At 51.5% G+C, this 24,135-nt stretch carries 16 protein-coding genes and 2 pseudogenes; 3 read left to right on the plus strand and 15 right to left on the minus strand.

What is annotated here, in order from left to right; translation table 11 throughout:
- Positions 1-32: 32 nt before the first annotated feature.
- The 6 genes and pseudogenes from I6J26_RS02700 to I6J26_RS02720 form a co-directional block, all read right to left on the minus strand.
- Positions 33-890 carry an alpha/beta fold hydrolase gene (locus I6J26_RS02700; RefSeq protein WP_147279341.1) on the minus strand — a complete coding sequence of 286 codons (858 nt, stop codon included), beginning with the start codon at positions 888-890 and terminating at the stop codon, positions 33-35.
- Positions 891-1,930: 1,040 nt separating this feature from the next.
- Complete coding sequence (locus I6J26_RS02705; protein ID WP_115023065.1) at positions 1,931-3,340, minus strand: hypothetical protein; 1,410 nt, start codon at positions 3,338-3,340, stop codon at positions 1,931-1,933.
- 259 nt (positions 3,341-3,599) lie between these two features.
- Positions 3,600-3,881: pseudogene (locus I6J26_RS12875) on the minus strand (UTP--glucose-1-phosphate uridylyltransferase); the annotation flags it as partial.
- Positions 3,882-3,888: 7 nt separating this feature from the next.
- A complete protein-coding gene (locus tag I6J26_RS02710) occupies positions 3,889-4,251 on the minus strand; it encodes a hypothetical protein (RefSeq protein WP_147279342.1) in 363 nt (120 codons plus the stop codon).
- A 100-nt stretch (positions 4,252-4,351) separates the two neighbouring features.
- A pseudogene (locus I6J26_RS02715) lies at positions 4,352-5,546 on the minus strand (IS3 family transposase).
- Positions 5,547-5,792: 246 nt separating this feature from the next.
- Positions 5,793-6,044, minus strand: coding sequence for a hypothetical protein (locus I6J26_RS02720; RefSeq protein WP_115023069.1), 252 nt, complete (start codon positions 6,042-6,044; stop codon positions 5,793-5,795).
- Positions 6,045-7,007: 963 nt separating this feature from the next.
- On the opposite strand from I6J26_RS02720, the gene I6J26_RS02725 reads away from it, so the two are divergent.
- Positions 7,008-8,060: a hypothetical protein gene (locus tag I6J26_RS02725; protein WP_115023071.1), complete on the plus strand. Its 1,053-nt coding sequence runs from the start codon at positions 7,008-7,010 to the stop codon at positions 8,058-8,060.
- A 5-nt stretch (positions 8,061-8,065) separates the two neighbouring features.
- Positions 8,066-10,225, plus strand: a complete 2,160-nt coding sequence (locus I6J26_RS02730) for a glycosyl transferase (RefSeq protein WP_115023073.1) — start codon at positions 8,066-8,068, stop codon at positions 10,223-10,225.
- Positions 10,226-10,762: 537 nt separating this feature from the next.
- Here the strand turns inward: I6J26_RS02730 and I6J26_RS02735 are convergent.
- The 8 genes from I6J26_RS02735 to wecC all read right to left on the minus strand — a co-directional run bounded on the left by I6J26_RS02735 (position 10,763) and on the right by wecC (position 21,605).
- Complete coding sequence (locus I6J26_RS02735; protein WP_239121816.1) at positions 10,763-11,023, minus strand: transposase; 261 nt, start codon at positions 11,021-11,023, stop codon at positions 10,763-10,765.
- 92 nt (positions 11,024-11,115) lie between these two features.
- Positions 11,116-13,320 carry a glycosyltransferase gene (locus I6J26_RS02740; protein WP_181815386.1) on the minus strand — a complete coding sequence of 735 codons (2,205 nt, stop codon included), beginning with the start codon at positions 13,318-13,320 and terminating at the stop codon, positions 11,116-11,118.
- Between the two features lies 1 nt (position 13,321).
- Positions 13,322-14,251, minus strand: a complete 930-nt coding sequence (locus I6J26_RS02745) for a hypothetical protein (RefSeq protein WP_115023077.1) — start codon at positions 14,249-14,251, stop codon at positions 13,322-13,324.
- A gap of 72 nt (positions 14,252-14,323) precedes the next feature.
- Positions 14,324-15,277: an ABC transporter ATP-binding protein gene (locus tag I6J26_RS02750; RefSeq protein WP_239121817.1), complete on the minus strand. Its 954-nt coding sequence runs from the start codon at positions 15,275-15,277 to the stop codon at positions 14,324-14,326.
- Positions 15,261-16,193, minus strand: a complete 933-nt coding sequence (locus I6J26_RS02755) for an ABC transporter permease (protein ID WP_115023079.1) — start codon at positions 16,191-16,193, stop codon at positions 15,261-15,263. Before I6J26_RS02755 ends, I6J26_RS02750 begins: the two co-directional genes overlap by 17 nt.
- 78 nt (positions 16,194-16,271) lie before the next feature.
- Positions 16,272-18,362, minus strand: coding sequence for a glycosyltransferase (locus I6J26_RS02760; RefSeq protein ID WP_115023081.1), 2,091 nt, complete (start codon positions 18,360-18,362; stop codon positions 16,272-16,274).
- Positions 18,363-18,964: 602 nt separating this feature from the next.
- Positions 18,965-20,272, minus strand: a complete 1,308-nt coding sequence (locus I6J26_RS02765) for a glycosyltransferase family 4 protein (RefSeq protein WP_115023084.1) — start codon at positions 20,270-20,272, stop codon at positions 18,965-18,967.
- Positions 20,273-20,339: 67 nt separating this feature from the next.
- On the minus strand, positions 20,340-21,605 hold the full coding sequence (gene wecC, locus I6J26_RS02770) for a UDP-N-acetyl-D-mannosamine dehydrogenase (RefSeq protein WP_115023086.1): 1,266 nt from the start codon (positions 21,603-21,605) through the stop codon (positions 20,340-20,342).
- Positions 21,606-21,794: 189 nt separating this feature from the next.
- Here wecC and I6J26_RS02775 point away from each other — a divergent pair, with 189 nt between their 5' ends.
- The gene (locus I6J26_RS02775; protein ID WP_147279343.1) at positions 21,795-22,682 is read left to right on the plus strand and encodes a hypothetical protein; all 888 of its coding nucleotides are present in this window, start codon (positions 21,795-21,797) and stop codon (positions 22,680-22,682) included.
- Between the two features lie 8 nt (positions 22,683-22,690).
- Here the strand turns inward: I6J26_RS02775 and I6J26_RS02780 are convergent, their stop codons facing one another.
- Complete coding sequence (locus I6J26_RS02780; RefSeq protein ID WP_115023090.1) at positions 22,691-24,091, minus strand: glycosyltransferase; 1,401 nt, start codon at positions 24,089-24,091, stop codon at positions 22,691-22,693.
- Between the last annotated feature and the right edge of the window lie 44 nt (positions 24,092-24,135).

Genomic DNA, 24,135 nt, shown 5'->3' on the forward strand with positions numbered 1-24,135 from the left:
CACAATTCCTCGGTTTTCTCAGAGTCAGGCTCCTAGTTTGGATGGAGAAACCCGGCATCGCGAATAGCAACCACTGGCGACGCTGACAAATTAGACAATCGACGGACGATGTCAACTAGCTTACTTTTTGGAATTGGCAGATGTCCGATTCCATCAAAGTCGAGGCGCTGGGAAATACGCAAATCGCTGGATCGAGCTTTTACAAATGGCTTATGGTTAGCCTCGTAGTATTGAGCGTCGCCAAGATTGTGGTACATCGCTGGGTAAAACTGCGAATATGCTGGTATGGAATCGACAAGGTCAACGCCATACTCACTGCTGACTCTGCTGTACGGAGTTCTTCCCTTGACCCGGTGACACTCTGACATGTACGTCGACCAATCGGTATCGTGACGGTTTGGAAACCCCAGCCGGGGATTAACTGTGAGGGCGATGGAGTTAGGGAACTCAGCGGCGTAATTCATGGCTGCATATCCTCCGCCTGAGTTTCCAAAAAAAATGAGTCGTTGAGAACCAAGAGCTACGATGGCTTCCTCAAGTATTGGGGTGAGGATCGGCTTCAGATGCCCTATTGCTCTATTCCCGAGGTACCAGCCGAGGCTGACTTTGTTGGACAAGCTAACGCTAGGATCAGCAATTGCAATGAGATTCACACCTACTTGACCTGTAAAACCTTCTCCTACGAGCGTCGGGTAAGCTGTCCGAACCGAGACACGGTGTTGAAATGCAACCACAGTAATGTCAGAGCCACGATCGCGAATTAAAATATCGAGGAACTGGTTTCCGAGCTGAATGGTGTGAAGGCCATCCGTCGCTTCAATACGTGACCAGAAGGAGGGTGATGGGTACGTTTTCCCAACACCCCATCTAGCGGTGTCTCTTCTTCTCATGGAACCAACACTACAATACACCCCACTTCATTAGGAGCCCGCTCCGAGACTGACTCCAGAGTGTAGACACGCCAGTGGCTAGGCACCTGTGGGCTGACCCAGACGGCAGTGCGCCACGGGGCGTCCGCCCTGACACACGGCAATGCCGAGGGCGCAGCCAAATGCATGTCTTCCCTGGTCCTGTCGGTGCCAGGATGTGAATGGTGGTCGGGGTATCCCGCCAGTTGGCTTCTGCGCTTCGTTTCAGCTAGCTAAAGTTTATGCCGCGTCACCGTAGAAGCACTATCCTGTGTAGTAACCGCCACTACTTTGCCAAGATAATTCAACGCCTTGACGTGGCATCCAACCCACGCCCGCATCTTCTCATTCGCCGCGACTGTGACATTCATCAGCCCGAGCACGGGATGACCACAGCAGACGCCGACATCGCGATAATCTGTCTGAAATTAGCCACAACGGCCGACCGCTTCCAAGGAGAAGTTGAGACAATACCCCATCGATTTACGGTGCCTCCAACATTAACTATGAAAGAAAACCCCAGCAGTACCGGATCCCCAGAGCCCCAGTACTAACTGCTCTAAATCGACGTGAAATACCTTTCACCATAAACATCGTTTATTTTTAATGCGATAACTAGACTTGTTCAGCTACGAAGCCACGGGATTCCCTATTTTGTGGCCGTGACACACCGAAAACTGTCGTTTGCCCGAAAGCTCGTCGTTCATCTTAGTTTCTACTAGCCTCCAGTGCTGAACAGGCGTCCTCAGCACGAAGATCGATCAAGAGGGCCTCGATATTCACACACCGATTCAACCCCGCACCGAAAACCAGTGGAGACGCCGACTATCCCAGCAAAATAGAGACCGGAGATGGGCCCGATCACAAGATCCGCTGTGCCATGTCCATTCTCCGACCAAAATTTCTTGCGCTGCGACCCCGCAATGATAACTCTCTCTTATGGATACGAAATCAAGCAAATTGGACTTTCAAGAAAGGAATGTAACCGCACAACTCAGACCTACGTTCACGTCGTTCATGCATCACGAAAGATAAATTTCTTTGCCTCGAACCCACGAGCTAAATCGCAATCCAGTAGACGAATCTTCGAGTACCAGTCGGGTACGCTCGGTCCAACCCGTAGGATCTACTTCGATCTCTGCGTTAACCGGCACATCGAGCTCATAACGGCCATCGGTATCTCCCCAATTTACCGTAGCTGTTAAGTGCGTAAGCGTTAAGTCGTATGCCTCAACCATCTCAGTGAGATTAAGTCGGATTCTCAGTCTCTTTTCGCCAAGGAGCTCAGCTCGAACCTCAAGAGTGGGGGGATCAATTCCGAAGTCAATCGGACGGCGTTCAAATTGTTGGTCGATCAACTCTGCAGTGCGAATTATCGAGTGGTCATCTCCAATATGCGTCATAGTCGAAGGCGAGTCTCGATAGTGCTCAAATTTCGTTGTAGCTGAAAGCCGTCCTGCACGCCGCACATACACCCAAAGAGGCCTATTATTGACTGCGAGGCATAAATCCACTCCAATGTGTCTAAAGCGCCTTTGCATATTACTGCTGAAAGACTCTGGCAAGCTCCAAGGATGACGGTCAACAATATGTTCCCAACCGTTACCAATGTGCACCTTAGAACCTGTCATGACCATCGCCATCCTCACGCAGTCAACGCGACCTAGCTCGCTGGGGTAATAAAGAAATTGATTTGGAAACCCCAGACTCTTTTTTGGACGACCACCTTTTGAAACAAGCGCACGCGCATTCAACGACATTTCTTGCATAGCCCAAGGAAGCCAAACATCATCGTCATCTAGCGCACACCTCATAAAGATACTCTTGTCAAAGAGAGTCTCGTCGCCCAAATTGCGGACCGCTTTTTCAAAGAGCAGTCTCGGCATTTTACCGAACCGAGAAGGAGTGAATTGGTAATCAATATGCCCATTCGGTGGTAAATCCCGCTTTTCAGGATGTTGGAACAGAACCAGACGCATTTCAGAAAATGCAGAGCTAGCATTCAGCCGATTTATTAGGCTGGACAAGACCAAAATTTCCCTAGTCTTCTCAACCGAAACGTAAGTGAAATGGATGTGACGTCCTGCGTAAACCTCACGTTGTTCTGCAATAGATCGAAGACTAAGACGGTAAAAATCTAGAAAATCTCTTAATTTTTGCCATCGTGTTTCAACATCCGCAAAAATTGTCTCTGAAAATATCACAAGGTCGTAGTCCTTACGCATAGATGATTGGTTACGAGAACCTTCAACCATGTGTCCGCAAGCTTTAATGATCTCAACCGCAGCTTGCTTTAGTTCATCTTCGATATTCGCAAGATCTACAGACAGTCGACAGGGCCGCTCCAAAGCAGTCTCTTTCGACCACCAGCGTAAGAACTCTTGCATTTCTCCAACTGCAGGTGCCACAACGACCTGCCATTCATTGAACATCAGTTAGACCTTTCGCCTTTCTTGAAGAGTTCATCTGCATTGAAGGTGCCCACTTCCGTACAACAAAGCATTCACACTCACGAGAGTCGAATGTCTTCTTGTCCCTAACTCTATGCATGAACTCTACCTTGTTTTCGGACCTTGGGAAAGACAAATCCTTCACCGAGAATCTTGTAGTCAAACGCTGACTTAATCTTTAGATTCCTTCTGAATACCGACGCCCACGCGGAAACGAGGATTCCCCGTTTCAGAAAACCACCTAATTCGCATAGCGATGGCGGTACTTGCTTACCATCGCCTCAATGCCTCGAAATAATGCCGGTCCATACTTCGGGTGGCGTCGGCCGAACTCCACGCTCGCAGGTACAAATCTTGCTGGGTTACCCAGGTCATGGCGGATCCCTTCATGCACAACAACGTGGAAGAGATGACCTTCGGAAATAAGCAAATCAATTGTGTCAGTCAACTGCAGTTCCCCGCCCTTGCCCGGGGTGATACGACAAAGCGCATCAAAAATCGCCCGGTCCAGTAGGTAACGTCCCCAAACGTTAGCGATAAGTGGTCAAAGCGACCATGAATGTCACGAGCCGGTCCAAAGCGCAGAGAATAAAAGGGCTCCAGTTCATTTGCTCGGCGATGACCAAACCTGAGCACCCGAACACGTATCCAGCGTTGTACATTTTGATGCGAGGAATTTCTGTACCAGTCACACCATTAGACAATGCAAACTCTAAGGAACCTCCGCGCACAAACTGCGGACGCCGTGGCATGGAATCCCCCAGCTCCACGAAGGCACCGCCCGGCGTCAAGGAACGCGAAGTAAATTCTTCCAATGGCTTCTGCTTCGCCCGGACCTCCTCAGCGCCCGCTCCACCGAGCATCTCAAGCGCGTCTGCGGTGGTCTGCCGCAATCGGCCAATATAGCCCGCATACTCCGGCGCCCGCTCATTAATAGCGCCTTCTTCATCGATCAGGGCCTGACCCCCGGAAAGTAGACACGTCGGGGGTTAGCTATGCTGCTTGGGTCAGTGTAGCTGATGTGAGTGCTTCGAAGTCATCGGGGGCTAGAAGGTTGCACCAGGAGTGTCGTCTGCGCGTGTTGTAGCGCATGCACCATCGGAAGACTTCTTGGCGGCAGGTAATGGATTGTCAAAGACTTTCCGATCACGTAGGACTTCACGCTTTAAGCGTGGCGTTAAACGATTCTGCTAGGGCATTATCGGCACTCGTTCCCACTGCTCCCTTGGATTGGCGCACACCAAGCTGGGCGCAGTGGTCCCTAAATGCTTGTGAGGTGTACACACTGCCATGATCAGAATGGAAAATTGCCCCGTTAAGGCTTCCACGGACTTTCCTGGCATGAGGTAAAGCTTCGATAACCAGCGATACCCGCATGTGATCGGCTAGCGCATGGCCAACGAGTTTGCGCGAGTAGACGTCGATGACCGTGGCCAGGTACATGTTCTTGCCTCCCATACACGGCAGGTAGGTGATATCGCCTACATAGACCTGGTTCGGCCTGTCAGCTGTGAATCTGCGGCCTACTAAATCTGGCATGACTCGGCGGCCAGGCTTGCGCCTGGTGGTGATGCATCGACGCCGTTTAGTAAAGCCTTTTAGCCCCATGGATTTCATGATGCGTGCGACCTTCTTGTGATTGATCGGAGGAAAGTCCGTATCGTCGTTGAGGCTTGCAGCGATGCGTTTAGCACCATAAAGCCCGTGCTCATCATCGAAGATGGTTTTGATTCGTACACCAATAAGAGCATCGGAACACGTCTTTAACCTGCGTTTTTCGCGGGTGTTGAGCCATTTGTAGAACGAGGAGCGATTGAGCTTTAACACGTGGCACATCCGTGTGAGCCGAGTATTCGGTTCGGTGGTCATAGACAAACTGGAAGCGGATTACCAGCGTGTCTCTTTAAGCAAAATTTTTCGCGGCCTTGCGCAAGATATCGCGTTCTTCGCGCAGCTTTGCGTTCTCTTTTTCTAGCTGACGGATTCGTTCAGAATCAGTCGTCGCCTGGGCCTTGTCGCGCATGGTCTTCGTGCGAGCACGCTTGCCGGTGCCGTACTGCTTAAGCCAGGAGAAAAGTGAGGAGCGATTGATTCCTAGCTCTGCTGAGGCCGCGTGAAGTGAAAGGTCCTCATTGTTTTCGTAGAGGGCCACAGCATCACGTTTGAACTGTTCGGAGTACCTAGGCATGGTGGTAGATTACCTTTCTTCCCAACCCAACCGGGCTGGATATCAGGTGTCTACCAAACAGGGGTCAGGTCCCAATACTTCAAGACAAGCTTTTGCGCGCTTTGCACCTGTGGCTAGCATGGACTCATCGTTCAGCCTATCGCCCACCACAAGCAACGCCAACGCTTGAGAAAGTCCATGGTTCCAGTAGCCATCAAAGTGCTTCAACAGCCACTGGCCGTGATATTCGATGGCTTCATATAGCCATTAGTCTTCAGGGAAGATTTCACTGAGCATGCAGAGCGACGCCGCCCTAATCGCGACTGCATTTCCGCCCCAGACGTGTTCATCGTGTTTCCACTCTGGGGAAACACTGTTCATCTCCCACCAGTTCCCCGCGACTGCCCACGCAAACTCTGCGCCAGTAGAAATCTCCTCTGTCCAATCCAACTCAGGAAGCTCTGCTGCACGGTCGACGATAAAGTCAATCCAGTTCAACGAATGCTTATAAAAGCGCACGGTGGATGCAAGTTTTGAGACTCAACCTGAGGTCAAAACGGTTCCTCTGGCTCAAACGCATTGCTGGGTAAGAGTGAATCTGTATTTCCCGCTCAAGATCCGAGCACTCGAGTTGGGGCGCCCAAACCTCCAGAAATTACGACAGACCGACCTCGCCTCGAAGAATAGAAGAGACAAAAGTTTCCTTTCGATACCGCCGCTTCCCATTACAGGAAACAGAAAGTGTCTTTGGTGAAAATAGTTGCGTCCAAATCCCTATTCACGCAAACAGACCGACCCTTGGAAAGCTTTCCACTTCAATGCACAAACAAGACTGAGGAATATTCAGGTAAACGCTCTTTTCGGGCGCACACCTCCCCGCGATAGAATCGTATCTAACACGCAGTGTCTACACCATTCTAAGAACTCGTAGGCGCACGATTGCTTCATCCCAAACAACGAATAAATCCCGAATCGACCAACCGCACGGTGCACGTTCGCCAGACAGATCGACACAGGTGATAGAAATGATATGAATCTTCGGCCCTCAGCGCCCCAAGTGTCTCCGCAAAGCCATTCGCGTCCAGAAAACCAACTACATCTCGGGAGCACACCTCGAGCCAGAACCTATTTCAATAGAATCGGATGTAAACCGAAAGCCAAGACTCAGATGAGGTTACCCTCGTTTTGCGGCAATTGGATAGATTAAGCGAGGCTGAACTTCATGCTGAGAACGCTCGCCTGCGCCGGGAGCGATCTTAACCATCTCCTTCGGGACGACCAGCGCTCTCATATGACTTTGTTCACGAGCCAAAGGCCTCTTAGACCTATACCCCGCGCATTATGCAAGCTGAGGGGTAGGTCGGCCTAAGTTTATAGGAATCGAGTGTTCAAGTGCTTTGGCAACACAGAATTCCAGGACGCTAATATCGATCACTATGGTAAAATCCTGCTGACTAGGACTCCTCAACAAAAGGAAAAGTAATGCAGTTTAGGCGGAAGCTACCATCTGGAAAAACTTTAAGTACAGTAGCAATCCTATCCGGTTTATGCTTCTGCATTGCTATTTATGGTGCCAAAGTCCCAGTTTTGAGATATTTTTTCATCGCCGGAGTAGCTGGAGCAATTCTATGCTCTATTGGCACTCTCTGGTGGATGAAAGTCTCATATAGCTCACTAAAAGAGCTTATTAAACAAGCACACTTTGACTCACAACAAGCCATCAAAGCATCTAACGATTATTTGCTACAGCTAGAAGCTAAACAGAATGAGCAGAACAACCTCACTAACTCACTGCGCCACTTTAGAAAACAAGTCAATTCAAGCCTGTCAACCCTCACCGACGACTTAAAGGCAACCGATTCAAATATTTCCGCTGTACAAGACAGCCTAAGGTCCAAACTAGATCAGATCCAAGACTTACAACGGCAGCAGCATTTACGGGATTTAGAGCGGGACCGCGAACAAGCCCTAGCTAAGCCGACCAATTTCTTCGCCCCCAATCAGATACCACCGGTCGAAATTATAGCTAAACCAGATGCATTCACCGCCGGCCGACAGGCCGCTAATCAAACAATGGCGGGTGGAGCCGAGACATCACTACAGTCCATTCTCAACGGCACAAGCGAAGAATATGAACGTCATCTAACCGGTATCATTACCCCTGCGTTATTAACTGCTTTGCAGGACGTAGGGCGGTTTTCCCCTATTTACCCCGGTCAAGGCCAAGGCGAGATCAGTGCTGACACTTGCTACTTCATCATCGAAGAAAAGGCACTGAAAACGCTCCCTTGGCGAGGTGTGCTCGATACATCAAACACGAACTTGTTCCTGCGATTGGTTGAGTTGATCAAGCAAGCACAACGACAGCATGCTGTCGTTGCATTCATTAAAGATGAAACCCCAACTGCTTTTACCGGCACTATCCAGCACAATTCAGATCTTGTAATTTCGAAGGACTCTTCCGATTTCAAATGGGAGCGTGACTGCGACCTTCCGGTTGTCGGATTACTGCGTGACTACGCTGAAGGGAAATAAACTTCATGAGCAAAGCCATACTCTACGGCGATATCAGCCCCAATGTGATCGATGGGTCATCAATCTGGCTCGTCTCAATGGCCGAACTACTCGCGGGGATTTTCGACGAGGTTCACTTCCAGCTAAAGCAGCCTGTTAAAGACGACAAGCTGATGTCCTCACTGGCTGAGTTGGTGAATGTAACGATCTATGAACCTCAAGTTGACGAATTAGATCCGGAGTCAGCTGCATTGGCTTGCGAAGCTCTCGTCAAACAGCTACAGCCCACCGCCGTTGTATGCCGGGGGATTAACGCATGCAATGCGTTCTGCCTGCGCAATGCCATTGCACCACTTTTGTGGTCGTATGTTACCGAGCTCCCATTCCCACCGGAGAGAATCTCGCCCAATAATCGAAACCGCCTATCAAGGATCGCACAACGGAGTAGGAGACTGTTCGCGCAGACCGAATCTGCTCGCAGCTACCTAGAGGCAATTGCACCACCAGCAGCCGGGAAAGTAGTTTTACTGAACCCGATGATCCCGGACTCTTACTTCTCGAAGTCAAAAGAGATGCCTTGGCCACCCAACGGTGAGTTAAGGATTGTTTATTCTGGAAAGTTCGCTCGGGATTGGAAGACCTTAGAGATGCTAGAACTTCCGCGAGCCTTGCGGAAACTAGGCGTACCTGCATCGTTGACGGTGGTTGGGGACAAATTCAACAGAGACCTAAATGACCCTACCTGGCTAGCGCGCATGCAAGAAGCTTTGTCTAGCGCACATAATGACCCTGAGAGCGGAGTTAGATGGCTAGGCGGTCTCCCCCGCTCCGAATCAATGAACGAAATAGCAGCCGCAGACCTAGGGTTAGGCTGGCGTACCCCTCAACTAGACGGTGGCCTCGAGATTTCTACGAAAGCTCTAGAATACGGTGCCTGCCGCACTATTCCCATCATCAACCAAACTCATTCAAACGAGGAGCACTTCGGTTCCGACTACCCGTTTTTCGTGACATCTGATGCCACCGTCGACGACTTAGCCGAGACTATCGTGAATGCTCTGCCCAGCGGCCTGTCCGCATCAGCACGAGCATTTGCTGCTTCCGCTGCTTACAGCATGGAGCAAACCCGGATCCGGATCGCTCGTGCCTTTGAACGCTCAGGAGCACTAGCAAGCTTTAATTCAAATGATTCTTCTGTTACAAAAGTGGTAATCGCTTCGCATGATCTCAAGTTCATGGGCGAGCTTATGGACCATTTGCAAAGATCGCCGAAATTTGAAGTCCAGGTCGATCGCTGGTCCACCCTTCATGAACATGACGAACAAGAGAGCCTTCGACTGCTTGCGTGGGCCGACACGATCTTTTGTGAATGGGCTGGCCCATCCTTGGCTTGGTACTCGAAGCAAAACCTTGGCAATACCAGGCTAGTTTCTCGGCTGCATCGGTTTGAACTTGACGGTCCATGGATGAGCGATGTGAATTGGGATACAGTAAGCGGCATGATCTTTGTCTCTGAGCTATACCGAAGAATGGCCTTGGAGAAACTGCCGATACAATATGAGCAAACTTCTGTTATTCCTAATGCTGTGGATCTTGATGACTTCGATAGGCCAAAGAATGCAGATGCGCGTTTCACGCTTGGATTTGTCGGGATGGTCCCGATTCACAAGAGACCAGATCGAGCCTTAACGCTTCTTGAGAGGCTGTTGGCAGTCGACGATCGTTACATTCTGCGATTCAAAGGCCGAATGCCTTGGGAGTATCCATACGAATGGAAAAACCCTATCCAGAAGCAAATGTATCTGGAGTTTTTCAACCGAATTGGCTCAGACCCCATTTTACGTCGCCATATTATTTTTGATGATTTTAGCGCGGACGTCGCTTCTTGGCAGCGGAATATTGGTTTCATTCTCTCACCAAGCGAGGTAGAGAGTTTTCACATGGCCCCTGCGGAAGGAATGGCGGCTCGAAGTGTTCCAATTTTTTGGAAACGCCCAGGGGTCGATGAAATTTTTGGCAAAGAATTTTTGCTTAACAGCTTAGAGGAAGCCGTTACGCTAATCCTCGACTGCCGAGATGAAGCCACCTTCGTTAGCAAAGGGGAATATGCGCGCTCAACCGTGGCTCGCTGGGATCCATCTGTTCTGCTACCGCTGTGGGAAGACATGCTTGGTAGTCGACGCTAAGCTAACCTTGCTAACCGCTCCAGAACGATGGAGGTGCTTGAAGCTCTCCTGTCGTGTTCTTTCCCGCGCCTATGAATGCTCAATCATCACCAATTTGGTTCTTCATCAAAAGAACGGATCGCTGCTTTCGCCCTCGTCTCGGTAACGATTGATTAAAGCGTGAAGTCCTGCGTAATCGGAAAGTCTTTGACAATCCATTACCTGCCGCCAAGAAGTCTTTCGATGATGCATGCGCTACAACACGCGCAGACGACACTCCTGGTGCAACCTTCTAGCCCCCGATACCTTCGAAGCACTCACATCCGCTACACTGACCCAAGCAGCATAGCTAACGCCCGACGTGTCTACTTTCCGGGGGGTCAGGCACGAAAGAAAACCCCATGCAGTACCGGGTACGCGGAACTCCGGTACCAACTACGCAGACTCGCGGTACCAACTACCCCAAATCGACAGTGCGTTTGATGCTGTAGTTTGCCTTGCTCTGGCTGCATTAGTTCGAACTTCTCTGCTCGTGTTGCCTCAAAGCGAAGAAGACTGTCAGTATTGACAAAACTCGTTATCCATCTTGGCTTCAGCCAACTCACGGCGCAGACGAGTATTCTCAGCACGAAGAGCAGCCTCACCCATCCCATCCGAGGCTCCTCGGCGCTCACGCTCGAGTTTGACCCGCCGGCCTAAAAGCCCGGCGGAAACACCAGTCTCCTTAGCCACATGAGCAATAGGTCGCTCCGACTCGATTACCAGGTTCACGGCTTCACACCGGTACTCCGGCGTGTACTTCTTGCACTGTTGACTCACAATGAACATCCTCTCCCACGGACACAAGATCCGTGTCCGCTAAAGGAGTGGTAACCCATAGAGCGCTTCGTTCATTGACCAGTCAAGACTGTCTATCTACGTTTTCTTTTCGTTTTATCACTACTTTTAGCCAGTCCTAAGAAGAGCTCACGCCACGCAGGCAATACCGTTGACACATCCCACTGACTAGCGAATGTCTTGGACCGAATCATCGCTTGATTAAAGCTCTGGGCCCCTCTAAGCTCTAGCACCTTGGAAAGTCTCTCATTATGGCCCGTATGCACAGCGTAGCTTCCAAATACTTCCCGAGCCCCGTCTCGTTTCCACAACAGTGGTATCGCGCCTGCCGCCATCCCCTCAGCTGGCGCAAGGTGGAAACTCTCCAACTCACTACACGACAGAATGAAACCAATGCTTCGGAACCAAGACGCAACATCTGCACTAAAGCCGTCAAAAACCACATGTTCTTGCAACACACTGTTAGTGGAAACCCGCTCGAAGAAGTCGAGGTAAAGTTGCTTTTCAACACTGTCGGACCATACGTGAGGGTATTCCCAAGGCATGCGCCCTTTAATTCTTAGTATATAGCGATCATCAACTTCGAGTAGTTGTTCTAAAAAGTCTAGTGCGCGATCGGGACGCTTTAGAAACGGGACCATACCAACTAGGCCTAAGGTGAATTGTGCATTCCCGACCTTTGGGCGATTGAAGTCATAGGTGTCAACAGAATTGGGGATAACTGCAGTCCCAACGTCAGAGAGAGGAAATCTCTGAATAGCTTGCCTTCTTATCCAATCAGAGACAAAAACAACTCGGTCGACGTTTTCCCATTTGACTTGGCGCATCCAAGGGCCATTAAGTTCAAACCTGTGTAAGCGCGCAACCAAGGCCACCCCGTGAGGTAAATTTTGGGAGTACCAAGAAAGAGACGGACCGGCCCATTCACAAAAGACAACATCCGCCCACCCAGCTAAAGCTTCGCTTGCGGATACATCATGCTCGTGGAGGGTAGCCCATCTGTCAATGCGAACCTCAAACTCAGGACTAGTTTCCAAATAATCCATAAGTTCTCCCATAAACTTTAAATCATGAGAGGCAACGACGAGCCGAACGGGCTTCGAAGATCTCGCACGGGGTTTTTGCCCCAATAGCCCCGCGCGCTTGAAAGATTCGCTCAATCGCTTTTGCGCATTCTCCATAGAAAAATACTCTGCCACTGAACGCACTCCCGCTTGAGATTCTTTCAACTTTGGTAATCCCGCGATGATCGTGTCTGCAATCTCCTCCACTGTGGCCTCTGCACTCACAAAGAAAGGGTAGGTGGCACCAAAAAGGGATTTATGGTCCTCAGTGAGATTAACAACAGGAGCTGTTCCCGTCGAAGCGTACTCAAGTGCTTTTGTCGATAGTTCTAAACTAGAATCGAGCTCTCTAGAACGCCATCCTAGACCGATGTCTGCCCTTTTGATCCTAGAAACTGATTCATGGCGAGGTAGTCCTCCAAGCCAAGAGACGCCGCTTGAAGAATCCCGGTCAGCTTCTTCTAGCGCTGCTCTCATCCTGCTCACCCATGTAGGGTCGTTACGAGCTCTATTAAACTTCGTTCCCACCACTTCAAGCGTTGCGTTCACTCCACGTTTACGGAGCACACGAGGGAGCTCTAGCATCTCTAAGGTTCGCCACTCCTTGGCTAGTTTTCCTGCATAAATGAGCCGTAAATCGTGTTGCCTACGTTCGTCTTCTTCGACCTTCCCATACGCATACCAAGGAATCATCGGTGGAATGAGAATTACTTTCCCAGCTGCTTGCGGGACGAGCCCTTCCCAGTAGGAGCGGGCCGCTTCGGTTTGCGCGAATACCCTCTTAGAGTGCGCAGCAATGTGATGTAGTCGATTCAGATTTGTGTCAGAAAGTTTAGAAGGAGGAAAGGGAAGATCTGTGACGTAAGCCCAAACAATTGGACTAAGCTTTTCCTTTGACGTGAATTCAAATGCGGCCTCCAATCCTCGTACGACAACAGCTTCAGCGCCAGTTTTCGCCACTAGTTCTTGGGCGAGTTCTGCTGCGGATTCTGCGTCCAGTACCCCATCCTCGGCCACGACTGAAGGGGCATGCACCTCAATATTCGCGATGGGACGGATGGCTTGAAGGAGTGTATCGTTTTCAGGAACCGCTTTTAGCAGCAAATGGACCTCGTCGAAAACACCTGAAAGTACTTCACTTACCGACATCAGCCATACTGATGAACCATCGATAATGTTGGCGTTAGTATCCCCATAAACCACTACGGCACTCATCTTAGTTTTCTCCCTTTGCAAAGCTGTGGCGTGCTGGGGCCGCATCCATAGTCTTCAATGCCTCAAGTACTGGTGATTTTAAATCTTCCGACCACGCCCAGTTAGGCGATAAAGTATTAAGAACGATATTGGCTCGCTCCCGCAAGTCATTTGTAAAATGGCTCGTCAAATTACTTGCGCGAACTATTACGACTATCCCTTGGTTCTGAGCATCAGCAATGTGCTCGACAAGTCTTAAATAGAGTCCAGTTTTTTGTGCTGATAACAAACCTTCCCAAGGCCCCTTCCAGAATTCTTGCTCATCAATGATGAGGTAGCTTGTCCCCTGCTTTGTGCTTCCCAATAGGTAAGGCCCCGCAAGCCGGTGAACTCGTCCAACCTCACTGAGAGCAGCTTCCAAATCAACAGGTCCAATAAGACTGATTTCCCGAGTCCACAACTCGGCCTCAGCGGTCATCATCGCGCTGAGCGCTACAAAGCCATCTCGTTCCATTACTTGCTCAGCAGCAAGCCGTCCTGCAGAGTGTGCGGTGGGGCGTGCGAGTATTCGCGTGGCGGGGATAGTGTTTGGCGCAAAGATATTAGGCCTATTAAAAGCGCCTTCACCAGCTCCAGCGTTCGTAGTGTCACCGAGCTCCTGGAGAGAAGCTGTCTTCTTTTCTCGCGTTTGATTCTCAAAATGAGCTTCCAGTATGGAGAGCTTTTCTTCAATCTTTACAGCACGGCGCCGTGCATCTTTTGAAATGCCCTCGGCTTTCTTTTGTGAAGAGATAAAAGCTGCTGAAAATACAATCCCTATTGTGACAGCCCCAATCAAAAGAGCTCGCCCGACAAGACTGCTGCCAACAGCAATGCTCGCTATTAAGAACAACGCACCAATCGCAGCGATAGTAGCCAGGGATCTGCCCCGCTGAAAGGAATCGAGTTTCATCGATACTGTTCCCCTTGAATAGAGTTCTTTCTTGCTACAGTTTCAACTTCAAATACTGCGGACACCGCCCCGCTACTCATCTACGGGTAGATCCAAAATAACCATCGGTTCGCTGTATTCTTTCTTAATTTCGGCAAGATATTGGTCCGCAGGCCCTTTGTCCTCCTTTCCCATAAGCCGCGCCCATTCATGATAATGCGGTGCTACAACATCAGTCGGACCATCAGCGATAATTCGACCCTTAGAGATCCAAATAGTCCGAACGCAATTTTTTTCTATTTCTCTAATCGAATGTGAAACAAGAAACAGATTACCGGCACGCTCAAGTAACTCCCGCATTCGTCCGCTGGCTTTGGATCCAAATGCGGCGTCACCAGTAGAAAGCGCCTCATCAATCATGAGAATATCCGGCCGCACTGCGGTAGAAATAGCAAAAGATAGGCGGGCTGACATACCTGAAGAGTACGTTTTCATCGGGCGCTTTATAGCATCACCGAGTTCCGTCCACTGAGCTATCTCATTGATCTGCGCCTTTGCATCCGTTCGGCTCATACCCAACGCAAGGCATCCGAGGTAGATGTTGTGTTCACCCGACAGATCTGGCTGAAGGGCTGGCGAGACTCCCATAAGTGTAGGTTGTGAGCGGGTTAAAATGCGCCCCGCAGTCGGAGCTATACCACCGGCAATCATGCTAAGAAGTGTCGATTTACCAGATCCGTTAAGCCCAATAATTCCGATCGACTCACCTGGCAAAGCGATCAGGGAGGCGCCGACTACCGCGTCAACCACTGTTTTCCCACGCCCTACCCGCGTCATACTGGCATCAGAGGAACGCCCCTGGCTTATCACGTATCGCTTAGACACGTTGTCAACAATGACATTTGCCCGTTCGACATAGTTGATATCAGATTCATTTTCCGTTGCTTCAAACGGTCTGGATACTTCCTGCGTTGGTGCTTCTTCTAACATCTTCTTCGATGCGGGATGCCCTCCGGATTTGGCCAGTTTTTTAGACGAGTCGAACATACTTGTCCTCCGCTCTCCAGAAGAAGATAAAGCCAACCACGAAAGCGCCTATGCTCCACGCTACGAGCTCACCCCAAGTCGCAAGGCTGGGTACAGTGCGGTATATGGAGCAATCTCGGACAGCAGTAAGAAAAATGTAGCACGGGTTAGCCGACATGATCTGGTGAATAACCGAGTGCTCGGCAAACCTATCGATTGAAAACATCACACCTGACAAGAAAAACAGAGCACGAGTCAACAATCCTAGAATAACCTTAGCTTCGGGAACCTGTGCGGTGAGCCTCGCGGTAATCATCATTAGTCCGCAGCCAAAAACATGGATTAGAAGGAATAACGGTATTACAAATATGAGCGTCCACGATGGCCACGTTCCCCACTGAAAAAGAAAAGCCGCTACGAGTGCCACACACGCTGGCAATACGTTATCTATTAGTGAACGCAACGTGGTTGAGAAAGGAATTGACGCCCTCGGGAATTGGAACGCGCGAATCATTGAGCGCGAGGACTGCATTAGGCTAATTCCTGAATTCATGAGGCCCATGATCATCCCGATAAAAATGATTCCGATAAAAAGAAACCCGATAAAGTTCTCAATACCACGAGAGGTCCTGAGGAGAAGGCCAAAAAGAAAACCATAGAGCGCAACATCAAACAGTGGGTTTAGCACCAGCCAAAGTTGCCATAGACGATAGTCCCGTGTTGTGCGCAGTGCCTTGGCGCGTGCATCTGCGGCGATAAAATGCCGACGGGCCACCAATTGCGAAATGTACTCTCCAAGGGTGGGGCGGGTAGCCAGCGGATGGAGACCTTCAGGATTGACTATCTGTACGCGACCTTCATGCCGCGCTACCTGGGCATTGAGCTCTTCGACTCCTCGCTGTGAAGTCTTGGAACCGCGCCATTTGTGGCGTGCCAATATGAATCAGCCCTTCCAGATCTATTGTGTTCGAACGTCCATATAAGTCACAAGCTTCGATGAGAACGTCGAGAATTGCTACAGGGAATTGTACTCAGTCTGTCTAAGAAGTTCGCCGAGAACACCACGGGCTTGTTCAACGTCACCCGCCTGCGAAGTGAAGTCAAGTGGAAGCCTTGACAGAGGCGAGCCCTCTACGATGACTCCCCACACAGCTGCCCCACTACCAACGTAGTCAGCATACTTCGAGGGAAGGAATGGGTTAAGGCTCAACGCTGTCCCCGCTGTGTTGGTGTCATTGACAACGAGAGCGTCGAACCGAGTGGAAACGTTAAGGAATTCGAGGTACGGCATATACCCGTTGATGCAGAGGCATTCCGCTGCGGGATGATTCCACAGTTGACGACGAAGCTGTTCGGGCGCCGCGGTGAAGATATGAAGGCGGAACTGGTTACGCACCGGATGGTCTTGGAGCGCGGTGAGAACGTCACCGATTCCGCGGTTGGCATAGAAGTTGCCAAAGTAACCGATATTGATGCGATCTGCATCGAGGGCATAGTTTTCCTCCACGAGCTGATACATCTCTTTTGTCGGCTCTGCATGGTGCCGAATCGTCGACTTAGCGCGCACGAACTCTTGGAGGTTGGTGGGATAACGCTCCAGCATGACTTGTCGCTGGTTGGAATTAGTGAAGATGACTTCGTCAGCGTACAGCAGTGTTACTAATTCAGTCAGCTCAAAGTGAGTGGTATACGAGATGTTTGACCATTCAGATCGCGTGACCATCGTCTTAAGCTTGTGAGTGGTCACTCCCCTAGTGAGCTTTCCTGGCCGAGGCTGTCCGTCTACGCCAATGCAGAGTGGGTCAGAGAATTCCGCCTCCCATCGTGTCTCAGGGTGGTTATCTTTAAAAAGAGCCGCAGCCACATGAGAACCAGACCAAAGAGCGCGCGAATACATCGTTTTATAGGGACCGTTGGCCTTCGCGCGCTTGGCGGCTTTCTTCGCGGCTTGTCGTGCATAAGAACAGATAGCACCCCAGTGTGCAAAAGAAGCGACGACATCGAGCTCTTCAGCGTGAACAAGATAGGGATCTACGATGAGCTGTGTCGAATCATCGCGACCGCGCACGCGCCCCATATTGGCATAGAAGACGTCAACAAGCTCAGCATCATTCCGAATCACTTTTGCTGTCACGTTGGCCGAAGTGTCCGCGAAAGGAGGGAAACAGTAGGAGAACACAAGTCGACTCGCTTTTTCGGTACGCAAACCGCCCCAGCTCAACCCAGGAACACCAGTATCTACGGCAGTGTCGATGGCCTGCTGAACATCTGTGGGATGGGCGCGTAGGTAAGCCTCGATGAATCCGAATTGGGCATCCTCAAGCTTCTGAAGGGCCTGCTGCTTTGAGTCGACCTCACGAATCTCTCGGAGCTGCGCAATACATTCGAGGCGCTGCGTTACGTTGAAATCAAAGCTCTCGGCTTGGCGCGACACAGAATCCTGTCGGATGGTTCTTAAATAAGACGAGTCACCTGGCGTTGCTGGAACGTTGAACACGAGTCCTGATTCTTCAAGGAAGTGTGCAAAGTAGGCGACGTCCTCACCCGAACGCAGCGATTCCTCATAGCGATAGTGTTGGGCCAGCTCCGTGGGGAATACCTTGCAGGCGTTAAAGCCGAGTGCCCACGGCGCTCTCGCTACTGGAACGGTGGTTCCGCGAAGTGTTGATATACGCGCGTTGAGCGAATTCTCTTGAAGGGACCCATCTTGCCCCTTATCGAAGATCGGCAGAAGCACACAAACGCCATTGCGAGCATGCTTTAACCCCGTCTCAAGGAATCGAGGTTGAAGTGCGTCATCATCATCGAGAAAAGTAACGAAATGGCGACCAGCACTTGCAATACCAAGGTTGCGGGCGCGGCCGACGCCGGGTGATGCGGTCCGAAGTACTCGTAGATCGAGCTGCGAGAATTGATCTTCCAGATCTAGTTCTATGTCTAGTGCCGCTGGCCCGTTGAAGACGACTAAGACCTCGAAGAGATCGGTGCTTAAGGTTTGATTCGAAAGCGAAGCGAGCGCCGCAGTGAGGCCAGAGCTTGCATCGTTGGTTGAATCATGCGCATAAGAGGGAATGATGACACTGATTCCTGGAAGATTGGCGCTCATCTTATCTTCTCCAACATCTTGTACAGCGACACCACCGCAGAGCTTGGTAGATATTGCTTAACTGGCTTAGCCAAGGTCGCAACGCGTGAAATCACTAGTGTTCGGAGCGTCGGGGCATCGGGGGCTGGACCCTGGTCGCGCGGACCGACATTGGACGCCGAAAGAGGCGCGGAAAGTCCCCGAAGAAAATCATCGGGGGGCCGAGACGTACCGGCTGATTCCTCTACTCTGAGATGAATCCACCTTTCGGAAATGTGCAATCCTGCGACGCCTAGATCTTCGCTCACTATGTCATCGCTATCAACTAGGTCATAGAGGTTGTCCGCCGCTGAGCGCGGCGCCCAGTATTCGACTACTTCCCTATCCCGGATGAGCCGAGCGAGAATAGGAGTTGCTTGGGCAGCGGGAACGTCGGCAAGCACCGCCGGCATATTAACCGCGTGATCGAGTTCCTCCTCGCTGAAACAAAACACCACTGTCCCATGGCTAGCGGGTAAGGGCTGGAGCTGCTCTGAAGAGCACAGGAGCACTGCATAGTCGGTCTCGGCGGGCTTGTAATCATCAAGCGATCCAATTCTCATCGGCACGTTGTCCTTGCCTAGCTAGTTCTTTTCCGAAACAACGCTCGTTACGATCTCCCGAATGACGTGCGGAACGGCTTCATCACGTTGTTTGGCAACCCATTCACGTCCACGCGCGGATACGTGAAGCCTCGAGCGGTCCTCTATGAGGCTTATCCACATATTTGCCAGAGCTTCTGGATTATCAGGTTCCACAACATGCCCAGCCTCAAGTTTCTCAACCAATGCGGCTGCTTCTCCTTGCACTACACCACTAATGTGGAGGCCAACCGACATCAACTCATAGGTCTTTGAAGGCACCGTGCGCGTTAGAGGCTCCCATGAAGTGAGATGGACTAAGGCCGTGTCTGCCCAGTCATAAAACTCTTCCAATCCCTCCGCAGGATAGCGGTGCTCGATCGTGGCGTCAGCCCCTGTTTTGTGAATCAAGTCCCTAACAGCAAGCCACGCAGCGCCGTCGCCGACGATGCGTAACCGCACCTTATAGCCCCGATCCTGAGCAATTTTTGCCGCTCTGACTGCATTATCGATTCGCTGAGCACGCCCCACTGTGCCGGCGTAGAGGACATGAAGCTCATCTCGCTGTATCCGGCTCATATCCGCGGCCAGATACTTAGTCTTTGGCGGAAACACATTACGGACGGTGCGAATAACACGTTTACGGCCGTCCCGCTTCGCAGGCAATGTGGCACCCAAATCCGTTGCTAGGTCCTTGGAGGTCGTGATGATTCCATTGGCATGGGTTAACGCGCGCATCATGGCCGTCTCAGTAAGAGCCGTCAAAACTTGGAAAGGGCCTTTGCTCAAGACCACCTCGCGGATCGAGCGTCTGCCCGTTCCGGAGTTCCAGTCATCTTTCACACGTAGAAGCTCCGGCCATGCGTCGCGAAGATCCACGATGTAGGGAGCTCCAAGATGCTGTGCGACCAGCATGGTGACCACCGAAGTTGGGAGAGCAGGGACGGTGCCGATAATTAGATCGGGAGAAATCTCCTGAATTTGCTTCCGATGCGTCACTTGCATTGCCAGCATCGAAGTTGCGACTGAGGCTTGGTTTAATATTCGGCGAGTTAACGTAGAACCAGCAGGGAAAAACCCTGAGCGGAAGATCCTCTCACCCGAGTTTCCTAGCTCAGCTCGGCGGCAGCCAAGGATGGCGTCTTTAGACAGCCACTGCTTCAAACGGATTTGACGTTGGTAGTGAGGTGGAGGCGCAATCACAACCACCTCATGCCCAGCCTCGACAAGGATCTTTGTCAGCCACGACCACCGTCGCTGCGGCACGCCGTTCTCTGGGGCCCAGTACTGGGAGAGGACTAGAATCCGCATTCTACGCCGTTCTTCCTAAGTGTCGACATCCTGCGCGGCCCTACAATTAGACCGCGCGGATGTTTCTTTAGCGCCAAATACCCTTGGTATCAATAACAGTCTTGCCTTCTAGCACAGACTGATCGAGGTTAACGAACTCCTTGTGGTTAACAAGGAGGAGAACTACGTCAGCAGCCGCAATAGCTTCCTTCGTGTCCTGCTTTGTAAGGTTGGAAATGTTCGAAAGCACAGCGGGAAGCTCATCGACATTCGGCTCAACGACCCGGATATCGAGCTCTGGGTTATCCACACCGAGACGCTTCACGATTTCCAAGGAAGGCGATTCACGCAGATCATCAATGTCGTTCTTAAAAGCAATACCAAGAGCCGCCACGACTGGCTTCTCCTTACCTTCAAGAGCCTTAACTACTTGTTCGATAACCCATTCCGGCTTGCCATCGTTGACATCACGTGCCAGCTTAATGAGCTTGGCCTCTTCTGGTGCTGCCGACACAATGAACCACGGGTCAACCGCGATGCAGTGGCCGCCAACGCCTGGCCCCGGCTGCAGGATGTTAACGCGTGGGTGATGGTTCGCCAGCTCGATGAGCTCCCAGACATCTATTCCCAGGCGGTCGCAAATTAGGGAAAGCTCATTAGCGAACGCAATGTTGACGTCACGGAAGGAGTTTTCCGTAAGCTTTGCCATTTCTGCGGTCGTGGCGTTGGTCATAAGAAGTTCTGCCGTACAGAAGGTTGCGTACAGCTCTCGGGCAAGCTCGGTGCCCTTGGGGGTCAGACCACCGATAACGCGATCATTATTCTCCATTTCTTCCATGATCTGGCCCGGAAGAACCCGCTCTGGGCAGTGAGCTACGAAAATGGCGTTGTCATCTTCATCGTTAAGGGACAGATCCGGTCGAAGCTCAATGAGGTGATTCGCCATGTCCTCAGTAGTGCCCGGAGGGGAGGTCGACTCCAGAACGACCAGCGCGCCAGGGCGAAGGTGCGGGGCAAGCGCCTCAGAAGCAGCACGAATGTACTTGGTATCTGCCTTGTGATCGTCCTGGAAAGGTGTCGGCACGCATACAATGTAAGCGTCAGCTTCGACCTGCTCAGCCTGCGCGACAAGGTTTCCTTCTCCCACCACCTTGGCCAGAAGGTCTTCAAAACCCGGCTCAAAGAAGGGCACTTTTCCTTCATTAATAAGCTTGACGAAACGTTCATTTACGTCAACGCCGACGACTTTGACGCCCTTTGAGGCGATAAAAGCCGCCGTAGGTAGACCGATGTATCCGAGGCCTACAACGCAAACTTTGTCAAAGCTATTGGCAGCATTTTCCTGAGGCGTCATTTTCTACCTTTCTCGCTACTGTGCTCAGTCAACGGTAGCACGCGAAGCCATTCCACAAACGCGACAGTCTCACTAATAGAAAAATCTATTGCCGGTTTAGCGTTCCCCGCTTTTAGTTTCCTTCGGATCCTATATCCACTGCCCACAGAAATCCCGTTTTACCGCCTCTTCACGATAAGCTGACGGACTATGTCACTGAGGAGAAACTACGCGCGCTATGGCGCTTCAACTACTTTTTTCGATTCTGTAGAGGAATTTCTCAACTCAGCCGTGCCAGGTAACTCTTCCGAGGAGGCTGAGGCAATTTCAATTCGCTATGGTGCTGCCTTCATGGATGTGCTCGTTGAAGATCGCGGCGCCGATACGACTATCGTGTTGTTTCACGCGGCCATTGACCCAGACAAGACCACTCTCCCAGTCTTCATTGGACGGCACATGGTCGAAGGTGTTGATGCCAACCTGGTGTATGTTTCCGATCCCTCGCTTGATCGGGGCGCAAGTATTGGGTGGTTCACGGGAGATGAGTCGCGCCCATTTCAGGAAGACTTCACTTCGTGCCTGACTCATATTTTCGCTAACTTTTACCCTGATGTGCCTGTCGAGGACTTGGGGAAGAAGGCTATCTTCTTTGGGGCATCAGCTGGTGGATTTGCCACGCTGTATTTCTCGCGCCGCTTCCCCGGTTCATTAGCCGTAGTGTCGAACCCTCAAACCCATATCGGACGCTACCTTGAGCCGCAGGTAAAGGCGTACCGCAAGAAGTGTTGGAGTAGCCGGAAGCTCTCCGAGACGACCATGACCTTCGACTTGGTCACTGAGTACGGTAAAGGTTTCGATAACTACGTGGCCTACCTTCAAAACCGGGAAGATGAGCTGCATTACACCCAGCATTATCTTCCATGGTCCCAAGCAGTGGCTAAGCATCCACAACAGTGGAAGCTTCTCCTCGGGGATTGGGGCGAAGGCCATGCCCCTGCTCCACAGATACTCCTCACCGGAATTCTCGGCTACGCAGCATCACTAGCTGGCGATTGGGAGCGACTCTTCGAAGACGAGATGTTTGCCAGTTCAGACTAGGGCCGCCCTTAGTTGCGTAGCTTCTTGTTCAGCTGGTCCAAGCGTGCGATGACCTTGTTAGCGCGATCCTCCCCAAGAACGCTGCGCACGTTAGCCACGATGCTCGTCCGATTCTGATAAACGCTGTCGATCGCTTGGTCAACTAGCCCACGCACGCCTCGGCTTCGCGCTAAATTCCAGTTCTCCTGACTGACGAAGCGCGCCTTCCCGCCTCGCTGCTGCATGACGATCTTTGCGACCCGAACTCCCTCGGCTCGCTCGCTTTGTGCCAGAATACGGAAGCCACGAAGGATGTGGCCATGCTCCAAATGAAGGCTCACCAATGTTCGAAAGGTTCCGTCCTCCGTAGGAACGTACGCAAAGTGCCCGATACTCGGGTTATTGGAGGCAGCAAACCCCTCGACTGTCTTGTAGGAAGGAACGCATCGCCCACGGGAATCCTCAATCCACAGGCTCACGAGGAGCTCATTATCGAGTTCGCACTCTGACTCTCCGTAGATGGCGAAGCTGACATCTCCGCTAGCAGGCTGAAGAATGTAGTGCTGACCGCCGCCAACGGTGTCATCAATATTTAGCGAGGTGCTCGTGCTCTGCATCTGCTTGAACACCGTGGGAAAGGCAGCCTCAAGGGCAGCGACATCCGTAAAAGGTGGGAAGGCCGCCATGTTCTCCATGAGGCGTCCCATCACTACGCTTGGATCATGGCGCATGGCGTTGTCTTGCCCCGCGTGGATAGCACGCAAGTAGCCCACCTGAGAGGCATCCAAAATCACTGGCGCATACCGATCTGATTTATCGTGCGGCCCGCTTTGAGGCTCCACGACGGTGCCGTCTCCCTGCACGGAGCAGATGGATATCAAGCCCATCGAGTTCATCGGCGTGTGGGCTTCACGCAGGTGGAAGAACTGGCCATCTGCATAGACCGCCTCAATGCCAAGCGGCATGCTGACGAGCATGCCTTCAAACTCCGGTTTGATATAGGGCGCGGTGACTCGGAAGTAGTGAGCGGACAAAACGTCGTCGTCGTCTAGGCGGTAGCGCCCAAACGTTCCCTTAAACCCAATTTCTTGAACGTAGCGACGCACCGCTGTCCACCCGCTATCACCATCAGGAAGCTCGTCGAGGCGCAAAACTTCGAATTTGTCTGCCGCCTCTTGCAGCTGCGCCCTGAACTTCTGCGGCAAGGACTCAGAGAAAGAGACAACGTGCTTCACATCGAAACCATCGGCGGCCTTCGCAAGTGTTGGCACCGTGTGGTTGAGAAAAATGTCCGTGCGTAGCGACAGGCGTGCATCATCGTAGAGGTAGTCGCGGTATTCGTCTTCCGAGAACCCGGTCTGCTCTTTGCTCGCACGCCACGCCGCCGAATCGGGGACGAAGAGACTAAAGCGAGTATGTCCGACGAACATGAAGAAACCTCTACCTCTTCCCTGCGAGTGATATCTGACGGACA

The organism is Corynebacterium minutissimum, from assembly GCF_016889765.1.
In the GTDB taxonomy this organism is placed as follows: Bacteria; Actinomycetota; Actinomycetes; order Mycobacteriales; family Mycobacteriaceae; genus Corynebacterium; species Corynebacterium minutissimum_B.

Coding starts and splice junctions, on each gene's coding strand:
- I6J26_RS02775 (WP_147279343.1), top strand. CDS start 21,795: ATGTCACTGAGGAGAAACTACGCGCGCTATGGCGCTTCAACTACTTTT.
- I6J26_RS02725 (WP_115023071.1), top strand. CDS start 7,008: ATGCAGTTTAGGCGGAAGCTACCATCTGGAAAAACTTTAAGTACAGTA.
- I6J26_RS02730 (WP_115023073.1), top strand. CDS start 8,066: ATGAGCAAAGCCATACTCTACGGCGATATCAGCCCCAATGTGATCGAT.
- I6J26_RS02760 (WP_115023081.1), bottom strand. CDS start 18,362: ATGAGCGCCAATCTTCCAGGAATCAGTGTCATCATTCCCTCTTATGCG.
- I6J26_RS02780 (WP_115023090.1), bottom strand. CDS start 24,091: ATGTTCGTCGGACATACTCGCTTTAGTCTCTTCGTCCCCGATTCGGCG.
- I6J26_RS02740 (WP_181815386.1), bottom strand. CDS start 13,320: ATGAGTGCCGTAGTGGTTTATGGGGATACTAACGCCAACATTATCGAT.
- I6J26_RS02750 (WP_239121817.1), bottom strand. CDS start 15,277: ATGTTCGACTCGTCTAAAAAACTGGCCAAATCCGGAGGGCATCCCGCA.
- I6J26_RS02765 (WP_115023084.1), bottom strand. CDS start 20,272: ATGCGGATTCTAGTCCTCTCCCAGTACTGGGCCCCAGAGAACGGCGTG.
- I6J26_RS02745 (WP_115023077.1), bottom strand. CDS start 14,251: ATGAAACTCGATTCCTTTCAGCGGGGCAGATCCCTGGCTACTATCGCT.
- wecC (WP_115023086.1), bottom strand. CDS start 21,605: ATGACGCCTCAGGAAAATGCTGCCAATAGCTTTGACAAAGTTTGCGTT.
- I6J26_RS02700 (WP_147279341.1), bottom strand. CDS start 890: ATGAGAAGAAGAGACACCGCTAGATGGGGTGTTGGGAAAACGTACCCA.
- I6J26_RS02705 (WP_115023065.1), bottom strand. CDS start 3,340: ATGTTCAATGAATGGCAGGTCGTTGTGGCACCTGCAGTTGGAGAAATG.